Source organism: Flammeovirga sp. MY04 (genome assembly GCF_001682195.2).
GTDB lineage: Bacteria > Bacteroidota > Bacteroidia > Cytophagales > Flammeovirgaceae > Flammeovirga > Flammeovirga yaeyamensis.
In genome coordinates, this window is the sequence record NZ_CP003561.2 from 766,732 (window position 1) to 789,797 (window position 23,066).

General features: G+C 33.7%; 21 protein-coding genes. 7 read left to right on the plus strand and 14 right to left on the minus strand.

Annotated elements, in window-relative coordinates:
* The first annotated feature begins 129 nt into the window (after positions 1–129).
* From MY04_RS23040 to MY04_RS23050, 3 genes are read left to right on the plus strand one after another with little or no spacing between them, the layout of a single operon-like run.
* Positions 130–1,236 (plus strand): efflux RND transporter periplasmic adaptor subunit, encoded by a 1,107-nt coding sequence (locus tag MY04_RS23040; RefSeq protein WP_066214759.1) that lies wholly within the window; start codon positions 130–132, stop codon positions 1,234–1,236.
* A 15-nt stretch (positions 1,237–1,251) separates the two neighbouring features.
* Positions 1,252–4,401 carry an efflux RND transporter permease subunit gene (locus MY04_RS23045; RefSeq protein WP_066214761.1) on the plus strand — a complete coding sequence of 1,050 codons (3,150 nt, stop codon included), beginning with the start codon at positions 1,252–1,254 and terminating at the stop codon, positions 4,399–4,401.
* On the plus strand, positions 4,394–5,791 hold the full coding sequence (locus tag MY04_RS23050; protein ID WP_066214763.1) for a TolC family protein: 1,398 nt from the start codon (positions 4,394–4,396) through the stop codon (positions 5,789–5,791). The genes MY04_RS23045 and MY04_RS23050 overlap by 8 nt, the downstream gene beginning before the upstream one ends.
* A gap of 72 nt (positions 5,792–5,863) precedes the next feature.
* Here the strand turns inward: MY04_RS23050 and MY04_RS23055 are convergent, their stop codons facing one another.
* The 5 genes from MY04_RS23055 to MY04_RS23075 all read right to left on the minus strand — a co-directional run bounded on the left by MY04_RS23055 (position 5,864) and on the right by MY04_RS23075 (position 9,189).
* Complete coding sequence (locus MY04_RS23055) at positions 5,864–6,211, minus strand: four helix bundle protein (RefSeq protein ID WP_066214765.1); 348 nt, start codon at positions 6,209–6,211, stop codon at positions 5,864–5,866.
* Between the two features lie 164 nt (positions 6,212–6,375).
* A complete protein-coding gene (gene nfsB / locus MY04_RS23060) occupies positions 6,376–7,029 on the minus strand; it encodes an oxygen-insensitive NAD(P)H nitroreductase (protein ID WP_066214767.1) in 654 nt (217 codons plus the stop codon).
* A gap of 263 nt (positions 7,030–7,292) precedes the next feature.
* The gene (locus MY04_RS23065; RefSeq protein ID WP_066214769.1) at positions 7,293–7,694 is read right to left on the minus strand and encodes a hypothetical protein; all 402 of its coding nucleotides are present in this window, start codon (positions 7,692–7,694) and stop codon (positions 7,293–7,295) included.
* A 144-nt stretch (positions 7,695–7,838) separates the two neighbouring features.
* A complete protein-coding gene (locus MY04_RS23070) occupies positions 7,839–8,801 on the minus strand; it encodes a sodium-dependent bicarbonate transport family permease (protein WP_066214771.1) in 963 nt (320 codons plus the stop codon).
* A gap of 100 nt (positions 8,802–8,901) precedes the next feature.
* Positions 8,902–9,189 carry a hypothetical protein gene (locus MY04_RS23075; protein ID WP_066214773.1) on the minus strand — a complete coding sequence of 96 codons (288 nt, stop codon included), beginning with the start codon at positions 9,187–9,189 and terminating at the stop codon, positions 8,902–8,904.
* A 145-nt stretch (positions 9,190–9,334) separates the two neighbouring features.
* Between MY04_RS23075 and MY04_RS23080 the strand changes: the two genes are divergently transcribed.
* The 4 genes from MY04_RS23080 (at position 9,335) to MY04_RS23095 (ending at position 11,875) form a co-directional block, all read left to right on the plus strand.
* Entirely contained in the window at positions 9,335–10,240 is a 906-nt protein-coding gene (locus tag MY04_RS23080) for a LysR substrate-binding domain-containing protein (protein ID WP_066214776.1), read from the plus strand.
* Between the two features lie 215 nt (positions 10,241–10,455).
* Positions 10,456–10,827, plus strand: a complete 372-nt coding sequence (locus MY04_RS23085) for a hypothetical protein (RefSeq protein WP_066214778.1) — start codon at positions 10,456–10,458, stop codon at positions 10,825–10,827.
* 39 nt (positions 10,828–10,866) lie between these two features.
* A complete protein-coding gene (locus MY04_RS23090) occupies positions 10,867–11,304 on the plus strand; it encodes a hypothetical protein (RefSeq protein WP_066214780.1) in 438 nt (145 codons plus the stop codon).
* 172 nt (positions 11,305–11,476) lie between these two features.
* Positions 11,477–11,875, plus strand: a complete 399-nt coding sequence (locus tag MY04_RS23095) for a hypothetical protein (protein ID WP_158297869.1) — start codon at positions 11,477–11,479, stop codon at positions 11,873–11,875.
* A gap of 687 nt (positions 11,876–12,562) precedes the next feature.
* On the opposite strand, the gene MY04_RS23100 is transcribed toward MY04_RS23095, so the two are convergent.
* The 9 genes from MY04_RS23100 to MY04_RS23140 form a co-directional block, all read right to left on the minus strand.
* On the minus strand, positions 12,563–13,198 hold the full coding sequence (locus tag MY04_RS23100) for a peroxiredoxin-like family protein (RefSeq protein WP_066214783.1): 636 nt from the start codon (positions 13,196–13,198) through the stop codon (positions 12,563–12,565).
* 142 nt (positions 13,199–13,340) lie between these two features.
* Positions 13,341–14,336: a helix-turn-helix domain-containing protein gene (locus MY04_RS23105; RefSeq protein ID WP_066214785.1), complete on the minus strand. Its 996-nt coding sequence runs from the start codon at positions 14,334–14,336 to the stop codon at positions 13,341–13,343.
* Between the two features lie 2 nt (positions 14,337–14,338).
* Positions 14,339–14,851 (minus strand): SRPBCC family protein, encoded by a 513-nt coding sequence (locus tag MY04_RS23110; protein WP_066214787.1) that lies wholly within the window; start codon positions 14,849–14,851, stop codon positions 14,339–14,341.
* 139 nt (positions 14,852–14,990) lie between these two features.
* Positions 14,991–16,334 (minus strand): PepSY-associated TM helix domain-containing protein, encoded by a 1,344-nt coding sequence (locus MY04_RS23115; RefSeq protein ID WP_066214789.1) that lies wholly within the window; start codon positions 16,332–16,334, stop codon positions 14,991–14,993.
* Between the two features lie 3 nt (positions 16,335–16,337).
* Positions 16,338–18,668 (minus strand): TonB-dependent receptor, encoded by a 2,331-nt coding sequence (locus MY04_RS23120; RefSeq protein ID WP_066216735.1) that lies wholly within the window; start codon positions 18,666–18,668, stop codon positions 16,338–16,340.
* Positions 18,669–18,787: 119 nt separating this feature from the next.
* Positions 18,788–19,330 (minus strand): mechanosensitive ion channel family protein, encoded by a 543-nt coding sequence (locus tag MY04_RS23125; RefSeq protein ID WP_066214794.1) that lies wholly within the window; start codon positions 19,328–19,330, stop codon positions 18,788–18,790.
* A gap of 72 nt (positions 19,331–19,402) precedes the next feature.
* Positions 19,403–20,509 carry a BamA/TamA family outer membrane protein gene (locus MY04_RS23130; protein WP_066214796.1) on the minus strand — a complete coding sequence of 369 codons (1,107 nt, stop codon included), beginning with the start codon at positions 20,507–20,509 and terminating at the stop codon, positions 19,403–19,405.
* Positions 20,479–21,132: a TVP38/TMEM64 family protein gene (locus tag MY04_RS23135; protein WP_066214798.1), complete on the minus strand. Its 654-nt coding sequence runs from the start codon at positions 21,130–21,132 to the stop codon at positions 20,479–20,481. The genes MY04_RS23130 and MY04_RS23135 overlap by 31 nt, the downstream gene beginning before the upstream one ends.
* Entirely contained in the window at positions 21,129–23,063 is a 1,935-nt protein-coding gene (locus MY04_RS23140) for a hypothetical protein (protein ID WP_066214800.1), read from the minus strand. The genes MY04_RS23135 and MY04_RS23140 overlap by 4 nt, the downstream gene beginning before the upstream one ends.
* Positions 23,064–23,066: the final 3 nt, after the last annotated feature.

Consider the following 23,066-nt stretch of genomic DNA (forward strand, 5'->3'; position numbering starts at 1 on the left):
TTTCTCATCAGTTTAAATTTAAACGAATTTAAAAATAGGTAATGTTTGTAAATTTGTTTAAACAATTAATAATAAAATAAGAACTTGCTAAAGCTAAATTATCAACAACCCTTTTGACTAAGCATTAACATGTTCAGGAATTTATTAATTCTCCTATTATCGCTTCTTATACTTTCGTGTGCTGAGGAAAAGAAAGTAGCTAATAACAAACCTATTCATCCATATAAAGTTGTTCAAGCTGAAATTAGAGATGTATCTTACGAAAAGGCTTACCCCGCAAGTGTAAAGGGTGAGGTGAGTAGTGAAGTACGTGCAAAAATTAGTGGTTATATCGATGCCGTATATGTAGATGAAGGTCAGAAAGTTCGAAAAGGACAGAAACTTTTTCATATAGAAACAGCTTCTTTAAGCGAGCAAGTACAAACTGCGAAGGCACAAGTAGAAGTAGCCGAAGTTGAAGTGGCTCGTCTTCGCCCTTTGGTAGAAAAGAAAGTAATATCAGAAATCCAATTGAAGACGGCAGAGGCGAAATTGGCAGAGATGAAGAGTAATCTAAATACCATCTATGCGAATATTAGTTATGCCACAATTACTAGTCCGGTGAATGGAGTAGTGGGTTCAATTAACTTTAGACAAGGTACTTTGGTGGGACCGAATACGGCCTCTCTAACGGAAGTATCTGATATTGAAAATGTGTTTGCTTACTTCTCGATGAACGAAAAAGACTTCCTTTCTTTTACGAAAGATGTAAAAGGAAAAGATATGGAAGAGAAAATCAAAAACTTACCAAGTGTACAGTTGCTATTAGCCGATGGATCTTTGTATGCTAATGAAGGAAATATTGTAACGATTTCTGGTAGTATCAATCAGGAAACGGGATCAGTATCATTTAGAGCAAAATTCCCTAACCAAGAAGGTATTCTGAGAGACGGTAGTAGTGCAAGAGTCATTGTAAAGAACGAAGTGAAAGATGCTTTGGTCATTCCTTATCAATCTACTTTTGAGCAACAAGGTCAGACGATCGTTTACAAAGTTTCAGAAACTGACTCTTTATATACTAAAAAAATTACGACTTCTATCAAGACAGATCGTTTGTTAGTGATCGACCACGGTATTGAGAAGGGTGACAAAATCCTTGCTGAAGGTGTAAACGTTGTTCGATCTGGACAAAAAATTAAATCAAAACTAACCACTGTGGATGAAGTTTTAGATACTTATCAAACGGCATTCAAATAAGAAAAAATCAACTTCATGTTACAAAAATTTATAGATAGACCGGTACTATCCACTGTAATTTCTATTGTAATTACTTTGTTGGGTATACTAGGTTATATGGATCTACCTGTATCACAGTATCCAAATATTGCCCCTCCAACTGTAGCAGTAACAGCAAGTTACCCTGGAGCGAGTGCACAAACAATTCTTGAAAGTGTTATTGTACCTATTGAGGAACAGATTAACGGTGTGGAGGGAATGACGTACATGACTTCTAGTGCATCTAACGACGGTGCGGCATCGATTACAGTTTTCTTCGAACAAGGTATTGATCCCGATGTGGCTGCCGTAAACGTACAAAACAGGGTAGCAAGAGCCAATTCTAAATTACCATCAGAAGTAATTCGTGGTGGTGTAATTACAGAAAAGAAAGAAAACTCTGCCTTATTATATGCAGCGATTTATTCAGAAAATAAGGATTACGGAGAGACGTTCGTGACCAACTATTTCAACATCCAACTAAAACCTGAATTGCAAAGGGTAAAAGGGGTGGCTGCTGTAAACGTTTTCGGAGCAAGAGATTACTCCATGAGAATATGGTTGGACCCTGCAAAAATGTCGACGTACTCTTTAACAACTGCAGATATTCAGAATGCTATTAATGAGCAAAGTTTGGAAGCAGCTGCGGGAGCATTAGGTCAAAACTCAGGCTCACCTTTCGAATTCGTGATCAAATATAAAGGACGTTATAAAACACCACAAGAATACAAAGACATTATTATTCGCTCGGAAGGTAATGGTCGTTTTCTACGTCTAAAAGATGTGGCGGAAGTAGAATTGGATGCCTTTTCTTACGATACAAAATCAATTACTTTGGGTCACCCAAGTGTGAGTTTTGGTGTGTTCCAAACGCCTGGATCCAATGCTCAGGAAGTAATTGAAAACCTTCACCTAGAGTTAAAACGCTTGGAAAAAACGTTTCCTGATGGCGTAAAATATGTGATCAACTACGATACAAACAAGTTCTTGACAGCATCAATGAAAAAAGTACAAGTGACTTTAATTGAAGCTTTCATTCTTGTATTCCTTGTAGTGTGGATCTTTTTACAAGATTTTAAATCGACATTAATTCCTGCAATTGCGGTTCCAGTAGCCATTATTGGTACCTTCTTTTTCTTAGGAGTATTAGGCTATTCTGTCAATTTATTGACCTTATTTGCTTTGGTGCTCGCCATTGGTATTGTGGTGGATGACGCCATTGTAGTCGTCGAGGCCGTCCATGCCAAAATGGACAATGGGGAAGAGGATTCTCATAGAGCTACAAGTACGGCAATGAGCGAAATCTCGGGTGCGATTATCTCGGTAACATTAGTAATGGCCGCCGTTTTCGTACCAATTACTTTCATAAAAGGACCATCAGGTGTATTCTATGAGCAATTCGGGGTAACTCTGATTATCTCTATTTTGATATCTGCAGTAAATGCCTTGACGTTGAGTCCAGCACTTTGTGTGATGTTCTTAAGAAAACACGATGGAGAAGAGAAAAAATCATTCTTCGATAGATTTTACGAAGTATTCAACATAGCTTTTGATGTAGCTGTCAAGAAATATACTCGTATCTTGGAGCTATTCTTAAAAGTAAAATGGCTGACATTGGTAGCCATCATTTTATCGTTTGCAGGTATATTATACTTCAACGAAAAAACACCATCAGGTTTTGTGCCTTCTGAAGATAGAGGAGTAATTTTTATCAATATGGAACTTCCGATTGGTTCATCATTGGACCGTACTTTTGCTATGACAGAAGAAATGTTAGCGGCCATTAAAGACGTTCCGGGTATCCATTCAGCGTCAATGAGATCGGGTTCTAACTTCTTCTCGGGTGCTGGTAGTTCGTATGCCTTAGGTTTCGTACTCCTTAAGGGATACGACGAAAGAATTACTCCAGAAACGAGTATTGAAGGAATTTTAGCAGAAATGAAGAAAAGGACGGCACATATTAAAACAGCCAAAACCATCTTCTTTGTTCCTCCAAGTATTCCAGGTTTCGGTAGTTCGGATGGTTTCGAATTACAGATTCTTGATAAAGCATCAGGTCAGTTATCTGGGTTGGATGAAGTGGCGACAAATTTCACTAATGAGATTATGAAATCCGATGTGATTGCCTTTGCCTCCAATTCATTTAACGTGAATTTCCCTCAATTGGAGATGGAAATTGATGTAGCCAAGGCGAAAGAATCCAAAGTACTTATTGGAGATATCTTTAAGTCAATGCAAGGTTTTATTGGTGGTTATTATGTTGCCGACTTCACAAGGTTTGGTAAACAGCTGAGAGTAAATATGCAAGTGAAACCTGAAGATCGTAAGAATGAAGGAAGCTTGGATAATATGTTTGTAAGAAACAGTGAAGGTACCATGGTGCAGATTTCTGAATTTGTGAAATTGAAACGTTCCTATGGTCCTCAATCGATCAAACGTTTCAACTTATATAATGCAGTATCAGTAAATGGTGGGGTGATGCCGGGTCACAGTTCTGGTGAGGCCATCAAAGAGATTAATAGAATTGCAGCCGAAACCTTACCGATGAATTATGAAATTGCTTACTCTGGTTTAACGAGAGAAGAGATCAGTTCATCTGGACAATCCGTTTACATTTTCATGTTGAGTATCTTGTTTACTTACCTGTTCTTGGCCGCTCAATACGAAAGTTATGTATTGCCATTTGCTGTATTGTTCTCTTTACCGTTTGGGGTGTTAGGTGCTTATAGTTTTACATATTGGAGAGGTTTGGAAAACAACATCTACTTCCAAATTGCCATGATTATGTTGGTAGGTCTACTCGCCAAAAATGCCATTTTGATTATTGAGTTCGCCCTCCAACGAAGGAACGAAGGCTACTCCTTATACGATGCGGCCATTGAAGGAGCAAAAGAACGTATTCGTCCAATTTTGATGACTTCTTTTGCTTTTATTTTAGGTTTAACACCATTAGTAATGGCCAAAGGAGTTGGTGCTGCAGGTAACCTATCGATTGGTACAGGTGCAGTAGCAGGTATGTTGGTGGGTACCTTATTAGGTTTAATTTTTATCCCAGTATTGTTTGTGGTTTTCCAAGGTCTTCATGAGAAGATTGTACCGAAGAGACCTCATCAAGAACCTAAAAAAGAGAAATTAGAACATGCATAAAATTAAATATATATGGATGGGTGTGTTGATCAGCACACTCTTCTCTTCTTGTTTAATTCGTAAAGAATATAATCGAACAGTCGAGGTAGATAACGATCATCTCTACAGAATTAGTAATGAGAATGTCGATAAATCTGAAAACTTCGGACAAATACAGTGGTCAGACTTCTTTAAAGACAGACTGCTAAATGACTATATCCAGAAAGCAATATCAAATAATTACGACGTACGCATAGCCTACGAAAATGTTGAGATTGCCAAGTCGTTGTTTTTGCAAGGAAAGAGTGTCAACCTTCCATCAATCAATGGAAATATAGGCGCTGGATATACTCAAAACTCAGCCAACACACCTGTAGGTAGTGTTTTTGGAAATCAGCAACAATATAATGTAGGGGTTGATGTTTCTTGGGAAGCCGATATTTGGGGTAAACTAAAAGCTACCACCGAAGCGTCAAGAATGAATTTATTGACCCAAGAGGAAGTAAAAAAAGCCATAGTATCTGATATCGTGAGTCAGGTAGCTTATAACTATTACCGTTTGATTGGCTTTGATAAACAAAGAGAAATCTTATTAAAAACGATCAAATCGAGAGAGGAAAGTTTAGAAGTAACACAGGCACTTTACGAATCGGGAGAATTGACTTTAGTCGCTGTAAAACAAACTGAAGCACTACTTTATAACTCTAAAGTACTTTTAGTTGAAGCTGAAAAGAACATCGAAATCTCCGAAAACGCCATCTCATTTTTAATGGGAGAAGCAGGTCAATCCATAGAAAGAGATTCCATTTTCAACGATCAATTTGATTTTCAATTAGACGTAGGTTTGCCTATTCAACTTTTAGAAAATCGCCCAGACGTAAAAGCAGCGGAGTACAATCTTATCACCGCTTTCGAAAATGTAAATATCGCCAAAGCCAATTTCTACCCATCATTTAGAATTACGGCATCCGGTGGTCTCCAAAGTATTCAAGTCCAAGATTGGTTTAACCCACAATCTTTCCTATTCAATGTATTAGGACAAGTCACACAACCGATCTGGAATCAACGTCAGATTAAAACAAATTACGAAATCACACAGAGTCAAGAAAAAATAGCACTCCACAATTTCGAAAAACAGATTCTTCTTGCAGGTCATGAAGTTTCCAACTCCGTTTTAATCATCGATAAACAAGAACAAAAAATTATCAACCAAGAAGCAGAATGTGAAGCCTACCGCCTTGCAGTACAATATTCTCAGGATCTCTTGGTCTCTGGCTCTGCTAACTACTTAGAAGTAGTCACTGCTCGCCAAAACCTTTTGGCTTCCGAACTTATTCTAGTGAATAACAAGCTAGATAAGATTACGGAGTTGATTAGGTTGTATAGAGCTTTGGGGGGAGGATGGAGTTGATAAATTAAAAATGAAAAGTTAAAAATGAAAAACGTAGTTAGTTAAATAGTTCGTGTAAACGGTATTTACTAATTACGTTTTTGATTTTGAAGTATTGATAATTTTCATCAAGATGTGTTTGATATCTTTGAGATCATTTAGAAGGCTTGTATACATTATATCCGTTAAATATGATGTGGCATGTAATAAGCGAATCCAATATATACTTTCATTGGTCTCTTTTAATGATATTGACAGTTTATGAATAAAGTCTGATTTACTTTGTGCAAATTCTGCTTCTGAAATATTTGCTCCTATAGATGTACCTGATCTCAATAATTGTTTTGACATAATAAATTCATTTTTCTGATCAGAAAGATATTTATAGGAGTTGACAATGCGAATAGAGAGTTGGAAAGATTTTTCAGCAACAAGACACATGATGTTTATAATTAGAATGAATGTTAAGCGTTAATTATTCAAACATAATTAAAAGTCTTACTAATACCAATAATAAAAAACGTAGTTAGTTAATTCTATGTACACGTACAGCTTAACTAACTACGTTTTTCATTTTTAACTTTTCATTTTTAATTTCAAAAAGTTTATATCAATGTGAAAATCTCGTCACTTGATAGTCTCGACTTCGGCAATTTCGCATTAAAATCCTCCTCAGCCCTATATCCAAGAGATACAAGACATAAAGAAGTAAAACCTTTTTCTCTGAGTCCAAATTCTTCATCCATTGCTTTCATGTCGAGGCCTTCCATTGGCACAGCGTCAATTCCCATGACTGCGGCACCAAGTAGTAGGTTACCTATGTTTAGGTAGACTTGTTTGTCCATCCAATGTTGGAGATCTTTTAGATCGTATTTATGGATATCTGCAAATACGTTACGACCACCATGCATTTGATCTTTAAATTCTTGTTGGGCGAAGCGACCGTCTTTGTCTTCTTTATCCAATACATGTAGCATATAGTCTTCATTTGCAGTTGTTCTTGAACAAAATAAAACTACATGTGAAGCGTTTAAAACTTTTGGTTCATTAAAAACAAAGAATCCTTGTGTACCTTTTGCGATTCGTTTTTTACCTTCCTCAGAGCTTGCGATAATAAAGTGCCATGGTTGAATGTTGGTACTTGAGGCACACATTCGAAGCAAGTTTTTGATCTGATCAAAATCTTCATCTGAGATTTTTTTTGTTGGGTCAAACTCCTTTGTAGAGTAACGCCAATTCATTACTTCTTTTAAATTCATGGGTTGTATTTTAAGGGTTAAAAATTTGATACCCGAAAATATCAAATAAAGAAGAAGACGGTTTATTTTTGAAAGAAAGTATTGATGTATCTTATTAAAAATCAATTGAAAAGTAGGTTACTTATATTTATTCCGCAATTTCACAACAAGCACCATTGTAGCAAAAGAAAAATGCTCTTCACTAAAATGTGCTAAGTATAAATTGTGTACACGAAAAGTATAACTAACTACGTTTTTCATTTTTAACTTATCACTTTTCATTTTTAATTTAAAACCTCATTTTTACAACTCATCATTTTTTTCCAAAATCGATAATGATCATCATTTAACTCATAGAATCTCAAAAAGAATCCTTGCGCATGAATCGTAAGATTATTTTCTGTTTGATATAGTGCTAAATGATAAAATGGGATAAACCAATCATAAGTTTTGACTTTGATTTTGATTCTGACAATGATGCCTTTTGTTTTAAGAATGACTCTTGCAAAATCTAATTGGGACCTAATTTCAGCATCAAAAGAGATAGGTAGGTTGGTGGCTATGATTTGATAAGGATTTGATCTCATTCTTGAAAATAAGACTCTGAGTAGTGGATGGTTTTTTCCGACCAATTTTTCTTCTGCTGCAGTGGATAGGTGTTTTCCGTGGGTAGTTTCTATAATCATATGTTCTGTTTTTTTATTGAGAACTAATTGATTAGTAGAATGTTTTTGAGTTAGATATTACACAGTTGGTTTTAATGATTTTTTCTAACATAAAAAGGAAGTCTCAATTTGAAACTTCCTTAGTGGATCTTGACTAGTAAAATATTATACGCCTGAAATGATCTGATAGTATATTGGCATTCCAATAGTGATATTGAAAGGAAATGTAACGGCTAGGGCCATTGGGATATATAATCCGGGATTGGCTTTGGGGGCTGCAATTTTCATTGCGGCAGGGACGGCAATGTAGGAGGCGCCGGCTGCAAGTATGGAGATGAGTAATCGATCTCCAACTTCTTGAGTGATCCATCCACTGACAAGGGCGATGATTACTCCATTTAATAATGGGATAACGATGCCAAATGCAAAGGGAAAAATTCCATTTTTACAGAATGCGGAGAGTTTTTTACCGCTACTAATTCCCATATCTAAAAGAAAGATGACTAAAAATCCTTTGAAAATATCGGTGGTGAACGGGGCGATGCCTTTCGCTTGATCATCACTTACTATTAAGCCGATAACCAAACTACCGACAAGTAATAAAACACTGCCATTTGTGAGGGAGTGCTTGACAATTTCCCATGTATTGATCTTATTTTCTCTGGTTTTAGAAAACATCGACATTAAAAAAACTCCAACAATAATTGCTGGAGCTTCCATGATGGCCATTATTGCTATCATATGCCCTCCAAAACTTATATTGTTTAATTCTAGAAATGAGACGCAAGTAATAAATGTTACTGCACTAATAGATCCATAAGCGGAGGCGATAGCTCCTGCATTATCAATTCCTAATTTTCTTTTTAAAAGAAAGAAACTGTATATAGGAATGATTACCGATACGATGATACCCAAGAATACCATGGATAGGATATCAAAAGTGAATTCACTGTGTGATAATTCCTGACCGCCTTTAAAGCCTATGGCAAACAATAGATAAAGTGATATAAATTTTGATGAATTTTCTGGAATACTTAAATCGCTTTTTATTTGTGCTGCGACAATGCCCAGTAGAAAGAATAATAGGGCTGGATTGGTAATGTTCTCTAGAAATAGATCTACATTCATAATGGTATAGTTGAATTAGTTTGGTGCTGCCATAAAACACATTTAGATGTGACCAAATGGTTTTATGACAGTCTTGTTAATCTACTCACATGAGATTTCTTTAAACTTCAGCTAGCTCTCTTCTAGCAACGGTTACATGACAATCAACTTCAAAGACAGCATCGCTATCCTTATATTGATTTAGTGATTGAATTAACTGCTCTTTTTCAGCTTTTAATTCTTCAACTCTTCCTTCTAAATCTTCTCCTTCTGTATTACCTTTCAAGAAGCGCTCGAAGATTTTCTTGTTTAGAAATTGGATCTTATGATCCAAGATTGAAATCAAAAGTTCTTTAGACTCTTCTGCATTGTATGCATTGTCGATGAGTTGTAACTTTAGTTCTTTCATAGTTAAAAGTGACGGTTATTGTAAACCAAAAATTTTGAGTGAACGTTATGAGAAAAACTTTTTTCCTTTTTCCTTGTCACAAAGTAAATTATTTTTTTTCATTTATTTTTATTTATATATTTAATGCAAACTATAAATAATTTTTATGAATTTCACGCTACATCAACTACAGGTATTTTTAGAGGTGGTCAAACAAAAAAGCATCACTAAGGCTGCTGAGAACATGCACATGACACAGCCCGCATTATCTATTCAACTTAAAAACTTTCAACAACAATTTGATTATCAACTTACCGAGGTGATTGGTAGGAAGTTATATATTACAGACTTTGGGAACAATATTGCAGAAATTGCAGAAAGCATCGTATCTGAATCTGATAAACTGAAATATAAAACCAAAGAATATGGGGCTGAGATCGCCGGGAAATTGAAGGTTTCATGCGTTTCTACCGGCAAATATGTGATCCCATATTTCTTAAAAGATTTTATGCAAAATCATACTTCTGTTGAATTAGAACTAGATGTGACGAATAAATCATTAGTAATTGAAAGCCTTAGAAACAATGAAATTGATTTTGCTTTGGTATCTGTTAGCCCTTCAGATTTGAACTTAGAGGAGGAACCTTTATTACAGAATAATCTTTTTTTAGTGGGCAATACACCTGATTTAAGAAAAGATAGGCCTTTCATTTTTAGAGAAAAAGGTTCAGCGACTAGGGCGGCAATGGACAAATACCTTTCAACCAGAAAAGTTCAAAAGAAAATGGAGTTAAAGTCAAATGAAGCTGTTAAACAAGCATTAATTGCAGGTTTAGGCTATTCTATTATTCCATTAATAGGCATTAGAAATGAATTAGCAAACCAAGAATTACATATAATTCCTAGAAAAGATTTACCTCTTTCTTCTACATGGAGATTGGTGTGGTTAAAACAAAAGCAATTCTCACCAACTGCTCAGGCTTTTTTGGATTATATCAAGGAGCATAAAAGAGAAATTGTGGCTCAGCACTTTAATTGGATCTCAGAAATTGTTCCTTTAAAAAAGAACTAAAGTTAAATTTTCAGGTGTTTCAATTAAACAATATCAAGATTATATTGTATTATTATTCAGGTATTTATCAAAATATTACATCAAAATTGATTTCAAACAGTAAACCTTGGAATCAATTTTGCAACTTTCACTCATGTACTGCGTCATTACATTATAAAGCATACGACATCAATAGTAATGACTTTTTAATTTTCTTCTAATTAACGCTTACCAAAATGAAACACTTAACATTCTATTTAGGGCTTATTCTTTTATTAGTTTATACTTCTGTTACTCAAGCCTCAAATATTCCGGAAAATGAAAATCCAGAAAAAACTTCTGAAGTAGAAAACTTCGATTACCGTAACGGTATGCTTCAATGGGAAACATATGCAGGTGTCGATGTGAAATTTTTCTTAATTGAATCATCTGATAATTCTGAAAAATGGAAATTAGTTAACGAGGTAAATGCTTATGAAAAAATTAGATATAAGCACCGTTACACTTTTGATTTAAGAAGACCAAAGAAATTTTATCGTCTTTCTGTAATTAACTCAGATGGCGACATAAAACAAATTGGAGTAATTAAGACTTCAACAAAAGAGTAATTTTACTCAATCCCCAACTCAACTTCAACTAAGTACAAAATGAAACGATCATTATTTTTGTTACTATTTTTAGTAACAACTGCTTCTTATGCACAAATTAATTTGAAAGGTTATGTAATTGGAAAACCTTTAGAGAGTAATAAACACTCCTCAACAAAAATTTCTTTTGGTGGACAGTATGGAAATTTAACAGCAGCGAGAAACAACGAAGATGTTGTCTACTCACTAATATTTAGTCCAGAAAAAGGCGGTAATCCTAAATTGTTATCACAAGCTGAGATACAAAAATTTATACAGTCTCTAAACCATTATTTTAAGGTGAAGTTGACTAGAAAGGCAGATGGCAAAGATGGAACATTTAATGGAAAAGCCAATGATTGTATTTTCATAGTGAATTACACTCATAAGCAATTTCAAACAGGTTTACATTATTATATCGAAATGTTGATTTATAACCCTAAATTAGGGACATTATAAAATGAAGCACTCTTATTAGAGTGCTTTTTTTATATTTTTGAGGCAATAATTAAAATTTCATATTTTCTAACCATAATTAAAGTAACCTTTTTTTAATGATTAGAGTTATATGAAATAGAACAAGCTTTTTTTAACTTCATTAAGTTAAATAACTGACTAAATGAGAAACATCATGAAAACTATTTTCAAACAACTACTTATTTTATTATGCTTTGTAACACTGAATACTCTTCATGCTCAAAGTAGACCATCATGGCATTCGGATGATTTAGCTCTTACCTTCACAAAGGTCACTGACAATTTATATTGGTCAAATTCTTTGATAAATGGAAGTGTAAAATATCATTTGGAAGTAGATTTAAATAAATCAATACCTAGATATACACTAGTTACGGAACCACATCATGATCAAGAAACGGTAAGTAAAGTAATACAATACCATTTAAGAAATAATGGTACCGTGAATAAGTACGATGTACAAGAAAAACATGAGGTAGGTGAGAAGGAATACAAAATGTATTTTCTAGTGAAGAAAAAACCTTTCGAAAAAGATAAAGCAGTGATGAAATAATCATTCACAAAAATAAAGTGGAAGAGCCCTAAATGTAGTTTGTATTACATTTAGGGCTTTCTTTATTTAGTTCACTAGGAATTAAATTGAACTAGTGATGTTATAATTTAAAAATGGGATAAATAACTTGTTCAGATTGCGGTTCAGATTATTCCTAATGTTGTCAAATAACATTGTTGTAACTAGATGAAGTAATTAGATTTGAGTTCTATAAATAAGTACGATTCTAAATCTAAACCTCTTATAAATTCAATCTAATTAAATAATGAGAAACCTAATCCTATTAATCACCATCTTTTTATGCAGTTGTACTGAAAAATGGAGTCTAAATGACAGTTCAGGAAATTTGGTAGATACTCATGAAAGAACATTGTCTTTTTCAGAACATCTTACTCTAATTTATCCATACGTAATTTTAATTCTGATATTCATTGGAATTCCAGTAACGATATTTTTTGTCATTAAATACTTCATTCGATACAATCATAAGACGAAGAGTAAGTACAATAATTAAATCAAACTCTATTTGATTCATTTTGAAATAACACAAAAACACCTTGACTATATGATAATCAAGGTGTTCCAATGAATTTCTCATTACTAATTAATTACTACTATGTATCTCTTCAGGTTCACTAATACATGTGTAAAAAGTAATGGAAACCCCTAGTGACTGATGAAAAAAAATTAAATATTTTCTAGAACAGACAAAGTTTCTTTCACAGACATCCTTACTTTATAGTTCGGATCATAGTGTCTTTTTAAGATCGTACCATCCTGACTGATAATGTAAGTTGCCGGAATTGGGAGAGTTGCTCTTTTAATTGCATTGATCTTTGTAAGGTCACGCTCATATTTTTTAAGCATTTCTTGGTAGCCCTCATTCACATCAAATGTTACTTTGTAGCCGTTCATAATTTCTAATTTTGAATCTTCAACGATATCAAAAGTGAAACCTTTCTTTTTGGCCAATTCTAAATTGCCCTCAGCAAGTTCTGGAGTAACGGCAATAAAAGTAGCACCTGTTGCTTCAATTAACGACAAAGAATCTTGCACATTCTTTAGGTGTTTAGTGCAATAAGGGCACCAACTACCTCTGTAGAAATTTAGAACTACAGGACCTTTTTTAAGTGCTTTCTTTAAATCAAATGTTTCACCGTTTTGGTCTTTTGCTTTAAAAGTATACGCTTTTTCGCCTTCTTTTAAACCTTCTTGAAGTGTGTTTACAGTAATACCGTACTTTTCTAGGATCTCTTTCTCTTGTGAAAAAACACTTGTTACAGAGAATAAAATGATCATTACGATCGATTGAAAGTTTTTCATGTTTGAGTATAAAAATTAGTTATAATTGACTGATTGGTCAAATATAGAAATTTAATTTATATAATTAATAATTTTTACCTCAAAAATTTTTTTTTATAAAAAATGTGGCTTTACGATCTGTAAAGCCACATTTTAGAAATGCTTATTTTTCAAGTTGATTTATTAACAAATTCTTTCTAATATTTTTTCTAATTTTAAAGAATATCGATGAAATATATACCCGGGAAATAACCCATTTTTCTCGAACCGAAAAACCGTTAACTTTATGATTATTAGTAATATAGATCAAAAGGTTAGTGGTTTTTTTTCTATAATCGGAAGGACTACTATTAAACTGTGCATGAAAGCTTTTAGAGAAATAACTGATATCATTAAAGCCACAATCGTAAGCTATATTTGACACCCTCATGTCGGTATTCATCAAAAGGTCCTTAGCTTTTTCTAATCTTTTCTGATTGATGTAACGCTTAGGTGAACAATCATAGATGCTTTGAAATTTCCTTTTAAAAGTCGATAAACTCATCCCTGCAATACTCGCATAATCTTGTACACTAATGTCTTCGTATAGGTGAGTTTTAATCATATTTTTGAAATCTAAATTCACAGGACTAAATAAATCACTGAACATATGACTCAAATTTTCAGAAAAATGAGAGTTGACTAAGAGTAATAACAATTCCTTTACTTTTAATTGAATCAATTCATCTGTGACAATGGAAGGATTTTCAAAATAAAAATTTAGGCTACTGATATAATTTTCAATCATCGAAGAAATCTTAAGCTTTTCAGCTGTACTATGTTTCTTCCCCTTATTCTCTGATAAAAATGAAGGCTGTTGATTTGCATAAATAGATTGTAAAGTTTCTGGATATAGATGAACAAGAATGGCCTCATTATGCTTTTCGTCTTTATTTTCCTTCCAGAAGTTCATATACGCACCACATTTCATAAAGAGACTATCGGAAGATTGCACCGATAACTTTTCTTGAGGAACGTATAATTCAGCTTCTCCTTTTAGAATATGTAAAAAACAAGCTTCATTTTCCATTTTGGTATTGGCCTTAAAAGGTGGAGTAAATTTTACTTTCTCCATCACAGCTTTACCATGTAGATCGAAACTTTCTCTGTTGATAATCATATTTAAGCACTTTTTGCAAGTTTAGCAGCTTTTCTAGGGTGTGGTAATCCCGTTTCTGCATAATATTTTAACTCTTCTAATACTTCCTCAAATGATTTACCAAGACCGAGTTTTAATATTGGAGAAAGAAGATTTCCAAACGTTTTTATTTCTGCATCGGCATCCCAATGTAAAAGGGTCTTATCATTACTAATGAACTCTAATCGAACAGAAACATGATTTCTTTTTATGGGTAAGACAGAAGAGGCATTGATGGGAGTTACATCAAATTCGAAATGAAAATTATCCTTATTGTAATAAGTGATAATTTCGTTGGCTTGTGGTCCGTCTTCTTTTTTATTCGATAAATCGCATACTCTACCATGCACTGCAGCACCATCTTTTATTTCTCCGTGTTTTTCAACTGATCTAGGAACAATTGACATCCACTCATAGGCATTATGGAATTCTTCTGCGACAATATTCCATACTGTATTACGGTCTTTTTGAATAATAATTTCTTTTGAGATTTTCATAATGATATTTGATTAAGAGTTTATGTTTTTGAACTATTACAAATATCATAGTTGAAGGAATGATACTATTGGTGAAAAAGCTCAATGAATAGGAATATTGGTTCAATGTTGATTATGAACCTTTATTACAAATAGTCTATCAATGAGTCACTTTTATTTGATGTTTCCCCTTATTAGATGGGGTGCCCTTAGATTTATTTTTTATTCTTCGAATCAGTCTATAGATGAAATATACGATGATCAACCCATAAAAAAGAGGAGTAGTAAAGTAGGTAGTCGGGTATGTCGCTCCTAATGTAACACTACTCACTCCAATACTCACAAACCATAGAAGAGATGTGATTGTAAAACCCCAAATGATATTACTTGTAGTAAGTAAAGGATATTTTTTTGTGCGTTTTTTTTCGGTCCTTTTGAAATAAATAAAGAAACCACTAATACATAAAAATCCACAAATTAACCCCATCAAGCAATAGACTACTTTTAAAACTATCCCACCAAAATCACCAAAATGAAGGGCCTCTTGCATATAATATACATGTCCACCGAAACCACTTTCACGGATATCAAATTTCTTAAGCAGATGATAATCGTCTTTCTCTAATGCGACAAAATTGGTGTGTCTTTCAAAAGGCATATTAGGAATGTCTCCAAATACGATCACGGAGTTACTTCCGTCTTTGGAAGGAGAAATCATATCTGGAACCATATCTGGGAAATTCTTTTTTGTTGCTTGTAGAACGCTTAAATAGTCTATAGTTTTTGTCTGATCAATAGTTTTATCAATAGGAAATTCCGTAGGGATAAATTTACCTGGACGATGACCCAACATAGGTTTTTCCAATTTGGGTTGAAAACCTAACCATGTACCTGTTATCGCTATGATCAATTGTATGACGATGGTAGCTAGCCCTATAAATTTGTGAAGGTCGGCATACTTTACTCTATTATTTTTACTCCTCACCTGACCAAAACGCTGTTTTTTGGTGAAATCAAAATAGAGAAAAATACTAATGATTAATGATACGGTAAGCAGAAGGCCAAAAAATCCCACCCATTGTCGACCATAAAGTCCTTCAAATAATCGAACATGAATGTTTCTAATGAAGAAACTGAATGAGCGATACATATTTCTTTCGCCTACGATTGTATTCGTATAGGGGTTAAGATAGACTTCTTGAGTAATTTTAGCTGGAGAGTTGGGGTCGTCTAAATATACCGTCACCTTCCATGTTCTATCTTCATTTTTAGGAACATTTATTCGATAACCATTATTCTCCGGGTATTTATCAAGAACTTTATTAATTCCCTCATTAATATTTTTGGGAAGTTCTTTGGGCGTTACAAAGAATAAATCAGGACGAAGCATTTCATCGATTTCAAATTTGAAAACGGCCAATGCACCTGTAATACTGACGATGCCAATAAACAGTCCAGTATATAACCCAATCCAACTATGTAATGCCCAAAGCTTTTTTCTCATCACCTAGAATTTTACAGTTAAACCTAAAGTAAAGTTTCTTGGCATTCCAGGGAATACTCTATCGTAATTGTAACCACCTACATAATACGTTTCGTTGGTTAAGTTTTTGACATTGGCTGAGACTCTAAATGCTCCAATGTTATAATACACCGCCATATCCCATAGCATATAATCAGGAAGCACCAATTCTGGGTTATTCGTAAAACGGTCGCCAACATATTGTCCACCAAAACCAATTCCTAAACCTCTTAAAGTACCTCTTTGAAAATCGTATTTAGTCCAGAAACCTGCTTGATGCTTAGGTGCATTTTCTTTTTGTCTTCCTACTTCTTCTGGATTATCCGATGCGGTAATAGTCGCATTATTAAAAGCATAATTGGTAGAGATAGAAAGGGCAGGAGTTATCTGACCATTCAATTCCAATTCGAAACCTTTCGATTGTTCTTCACCTCTCTGAATCAGTTTGTCTACATCGTTTGGATCTTGAACTAAGATATTGTTTACAGTGATCATATATACCGATGCAGTAGCAGATAATTTACTATCAAAGAACTCTCCTTTAGCACCTGTTTCCCACATATTTGATTTTCTTGGATCAAATGGACCACCATTCTGAGATGCATTCATTTTGTAATCCTGAGGTTGGAATCCTTCAGTATATGTACCGTATAAATTGATAGTGTTCGTCAGTTCATAAGTTAGACCAAATCGAGGCAATAATGCATTTTGATCTTTCGATACTTTCTCACCATTTTCAATACGTACATCTTTATAATATTCTTGGCGCACTCCCATTAATAAATGGAATTTCTTGTAATCCAATTGTTCCTGAATATAGAAGCCCATTGTATGATTTTGAGTATAGGATCCTGCACCCATTTGAATCGATCGGGTGGGATCATAATAATAGTCGTTTGGATTACTATTACCATACTGAGGATTGTCTAAATCAAAATCAGGGACTCCATCTGCCTCGCCTCTAGCTTGTCTTTCGTTTTTATCATAGGTTTTGCTAGAATAATCGAAGCCGACCATCACAGTATGTCCAACTTTTCCAGTATTGAACTTGGAAACAAAATAGTTTGTGATATTGTCCGCATTTTCATATTCATCACGCTCAACATAGCGCATTTCTAAAACACTTGGTGTAATGTATTTACCGTTCGTTCTATGTTCGGCCAATTCACCAGTAGAACGGAACATCATATAAGAGGAGTTAAACGATAACCAATCTGTAATCTTTTGGTTCCAAGAGAAAGTAGTATATAAGTTATTTAGTTTCAAGTAGTCTCCAGGTTGTGAAGTAGACAAAGTAATTGGTGTCTGATTTAAATCAGTACTGCCTTCATAATTGGGTTTACCTCTGTCTAGTTTTGTATTGTTTTGCATATAGACCACATCCACATTAAAACGGGTATTTTCGTTTGGAATATAAGATACCGACGGAGCAATATAGAATGACTCTCCGCCCATATTATCTCTAAATCCATCTGTAGTTTGGTATCCCGCATTCAATCGGTATAAGACTTTTTCATTTTTGGTTAACGGACCAGTTACATCGACATTGGCCTTATAAGAATTAAAACTTCCAGCCGAAACGGTAGCAGAACCTTGTTGAACAGTCAGAGGTTTTTTGGTCACAAAGTTTATGGTACCACCTGGGTTTGTATTGGCAAATAGGGCAGAAGCAGGACCTTTAATTACCTCCACTCTTTCATATAAACCTATAATGGGTTGTGTCCAGAAGTTAAATGCGGTTTTTAATCCGTTGACCAATTGTCCATCCTGATTTCTGTATCCACGTACCGTAAAATCATTATAAATCGTATATTGGTTCACACCCGATACATTTCGAACCACATCACCTAAATAATAAGCTTGCTGATCCAATATTAATTCTTTAGTGACGGTGGAAATCGATAAAGGAGCGTCTTTAATCATTGTTCCAGTCCTTGTCGCACTAAAAGTGTACGCATTATTGTACGACTCGTTTTCTACACCAATAATTTCCACTTGTTGAAGCTCTCTAGTATTCTCTTCTAAAGTGAAATTCTGTTGTATATTTTGATCTTTTTGAACAGTAACAGTCAATGTTTGTTTCTTGTAGCCCACAAAATAAGCCACTAATTGATGTTCACCCTCCGGCACATTTTTAATTCTATATTCTCCGTTTTCGTTTGTAGTTGCACTTAATGTTGAATTAAGAATACCCACACTAACGGACAGTAGTTTATCCCCATTTTGATCGACAACCTTACCTTGAATTGTTTGTTGTGCAAATAGTAAAGTGGGGAATAAGAAAGTTATAATAGTGAAATATCTCTTAGCAATCATTTCTTGATAAATACGGTTTAACAACGATGTTGCAATGTATTTATTTTATTTAGACTGATTACAAATAAAGAATCTTAAAAATGCTAATAACACTAAATACTAATCTATGATGATTTGTACTAACTCAATGTGTCTTCATCATCAATAGGTAAACTATTATTCTTGTTTTCGTTTAATTTTTTTATCGGTTTCTGTAATGCAAGGTTATTTGGATAAGAAATATCAGTCCCATCATCAGTAAGAATTCGAATATTAAATAAGGTGATATTTGTGATAATTCCTTCTACCGAATTTTCACCTCCATCTTGGATACGAATTTTATCCCCAATTTTAAATGGATAGGCAAAAAACAAAATCAAAGAGCCGGTGATGTTGGAAAGCATCGACCATTGGGCAACAAAGGCCACTGCAGTTAAGGTAAAGAAGGAAGTAACAAATACAGAGAAACCTTGAAGGGAAACATCCCATATAAAGATCATCCCGATAAATACCAATATGGTATAGATCACTCCAAAAAAGTTACTGATGTACATTTTTCGGTGAAACGAGAATCCCTTTCTTTCAGTTATTTTGGTTAAATATTTTTTTGTGATGGCTTGCACAAGAAAAGCCAAAACAATGGTACAAACAGTAAATAGTAATTTTCCTTCTAATTGATCCATAATGAAATTTGTTTGTACAAAGTTAAGAAGAATCTAATTTAGTTTTTCCTTTTTTTATTCTAATCACAATTTTTAAAATGCTTCACCAAAGCCGATATAAAAGCCATTATTTCCATCAACACCAACAGCATAGTCAATTCGTAGATTCGTATTATTCTCTCTATCGATGAGGAAACGAAGTCCTCCCCCTAAACTACTTTTCTCAAAGCTAACGTTATTCCAGTCATCAAAAACATCACCCTGACCAGCAAATAGGGTAGCCCCCCATCTTTTATAGACGGTAAATCGATATTCTGCCTGTACACTCAACATGTAATTATCTCTGTAACGTCCTTTATAATATCCTCTCATATAACTATCAGAACCTATTTTAGCTAATGTATTGAAAGGGTTTACACCAAAATTATTTATACTATTAAGTTGAAAAGCTAACACATTTTTAGATTGAAAAAGATGTAAGTATTTACGAAAGTCCAAACTTAATCTAACATTTGATTTGTGAATATTTTCTTCAGAATAGTGTCCTGAGGCAGTGATGACCTGAAGGAAATGTCCCTGCTGAGGGTTCAAGATATTCTTACGATTATCAGATGATAAAGCCATTCCCCAATGTGTAATTTGATAATCCTTTGTACCTAAAATTTCTTGATTTTTTATCAAGCCATTTTCTTCATTAGAGGTCATGTTAAATTCTTTGACATGAGAGAAATAAGCCCCTAAATAGATACTTTTATATATTTTTCTTTGAAGTTGAATATCAACTGTAAAGATTTCGCTCTCGAAAGATTCTTTTTCCTCTTCTTGAGTATTATTTCCTATTCCCCAAAATAAATCAGGGAATTTCTTATACATCACAGTTCCTTGGGTTAACCAATTTCCTTTTCCAAAATTCAACTCCCAGTTAATATCTGAGATCATTTGATTATTCTGAGTATAATTAAATTCCACATCCATAGTAGACCTCCTGTTCAAAGAAGTATCTCCTAAATGTAAAGTGAATAATGCTACTGCTCCTAAATAGCCTCTAGTTTCTGGGGCATAACCAATCGTAGGTAAAGGAAGTACTTTCCATTTTTTAAATGAAGTGTTTACCTGACTAGAATCGGTAGGCGTTTGAGCATAAACAGTACCAGAGAACAATAGTCCAATTAAGAAACTGACGTATTTTCTTTTCCCCATTTGCTTGATTTAAATAGTTTACCAATTCCCCAAAAAATAACAGAAATACCCAATACAATAATAAAACTAATAGACCCCAATTGATCATCGTATTGTAATAGCTCACCAGAATAGGCGTAAATAAAAGCACCAGGTAAATACCCCAAAAAACTATAGAAAAACATTTTACTGTTTGAGATATTCGAACAACCTGCCATAATACAAATACTCTCAGATAATAAAGGAATTGGTCTTGAAACAGCAACAATCAATATTCCCCATTTTTGTATTAGTTCAGAAGCTTTGTTTTTTTCTTTATCAGATAAAAAACGTTGAATTAATTGTGGCTGTTTACCTAAATAAAAACCTATAAAGGTGGATATCATCCCTCCAATGACAGACAGTATTGTCCCTTCAAACCACCCAAAATAAGTACCATTACCTATCATAATTAAACTACCTGGAATAGGTAAGATAATATCTAAGCTTAATAAGGTAATAGAAGCAATTTTCATCTGAACTACATCCAATTCAAACAAAGGTGTCGGATCTTCTAAAATTGGAATTTTAAAGGCAACGACAATCCCAAAACTTACCAAGAAAAAGGTAATTAAAGAGAAAGTTAGCGTAATTAGTTTTTTCATGATTGTTGAGAAAGTTGGTCCGCGTATTTCTTTAAAAGTAGGTATTGCTGATGACTAAGGTCTCTGGTGATGGGCATGTAATTGTAGTTAGCAAAATTAGATGGCGACATATAATTTTCTAATAAACTGTTTACTTGTGATGGATTTAACCAAGTTTCATCTTTTAAAAAGATGCCATTATACCTTTTTAGCATAGCTGGAACAATTGTGAAGTTAGGAAGAAGTACTTTTCTTTTTATATCCTCTAATGTAATTTGATCATTAGATTCAAGTAGTTGAGTAATCTCAGGGTCTTCCTTAAATACTTTAATAAATACAATTTGATAATTATGGACTAAATCAAATAGGGTATAAACATGTTCGTTTTGGACTTCATCAATTGAAATGTACGGTTCAAAAATATAAGTCAATACTCCAGCTTTTTTCTTTGGTAAAAACGTAACGTTGTCATATAAGTCAATTGGTAGAGAAGTTGCTTTTTCTACTTGTCTATGAAAATCACCTACCAATGATAAAGCACATCCAGCAATAGCATTTTCTTTCTGTACAGGTATACCTCTTTCATAAACATGTAACTGAATGCCTTCTTTTGAATTACTATTATTGAAGAATTTATCTCCAAATTCTGAATAATCAGTATAGTTACCTGCTTGATCTGTTGTGATGTATAAATCTTGCTCTTCGAATACTAAATCTTTTTCAATATAGATCTGTAATTTTCCACCTTGAGGATGAATAGAAGTAGGAAAATCAAATTGATAAAGACCTGAACACTGAATCATTTTTTCTAGATTATAATCATTCTCATAATCAAGAGTACCAAGTTCTAAAACCTCACCATTATCAGTCTTAAATCGAATAAATAGTTTCCCAAGATTTAAGTTGATAAAACCATTAAACTTATATTCTCCCTTTAGAGACATAGGTTCTTTTGGCTCTTCTTTTGGTTTATGAGGAATTCCTTTTGAAGGAAGAAAATTTAAAAGATCAATAACTACCTGATTGTTTGAAATATCAAATGGAATATTACTTGCTCCTGGTTTTTGATATAATTCATTGATAGTATTAAATGGATTTTTGTGTTTGTAGGTTAAAATGCGTTTGAAATAATCAGTTTTTAAATCATCATTTACTTCAAATATTGTTCCTGTAACTCTAATCTGTGCTGGATTGTCAGAACCATTCAGTTTATTATAATCAGGATATTGAATTTCGAATAATTGATGAAAAGTGAATCTTAAATGAAAGGTTTTACCTCTCAGTAATTCATTATCAACATCCTCCTTAAAAGAAAATTGGGTATGAAAAGTACCTGCACCTCCTTGAATACCTTGAGCATTATACACTTTAAATAGGTTCAAATACCTAGTAGTGGATTTATGGGGAGTTGCAGATGTATCATTTCCTATTTGAATGGATTTATAAAAAATCTGAGTAATCAATTGTAATTCAGGGCTGACATCGCATAGATAGGTGTTTTTAAATGCTATATTTTTACCGATAATCGAACTATATTCTTGTTGAGCATCGTTAGTCACCGACACAATTTTGGCATCCAATAAATTAAATGATAAATCACCATAATAATTCATATACCCAGGGTGAATAATATCAGAACCAATAAACAAGGCGTATAAATCATGATATTCTTGATCTAAATCAGATTTTCCCAAAGGAGTAAGCATCCATGTGCGGTAGTCTTCTGTTAAGACTTTAATGCTTTTAATCTCAACAAACTTACCTTTCTTATCGGTTTGAATGTGATAATTTTCCACTTCTTCTTCACCAATATAAATTCTTGGATGTGTATATACTTGGTGAACATCTTCGTCGAAGAGTTTTAAAAATTCGTATTTGTTATTGTTGCCTGTAGCAATATTTAATGTAGCGTTTCCATCAAAATTTAATCGAGGAGAAGTAGTTATGTTCATGAT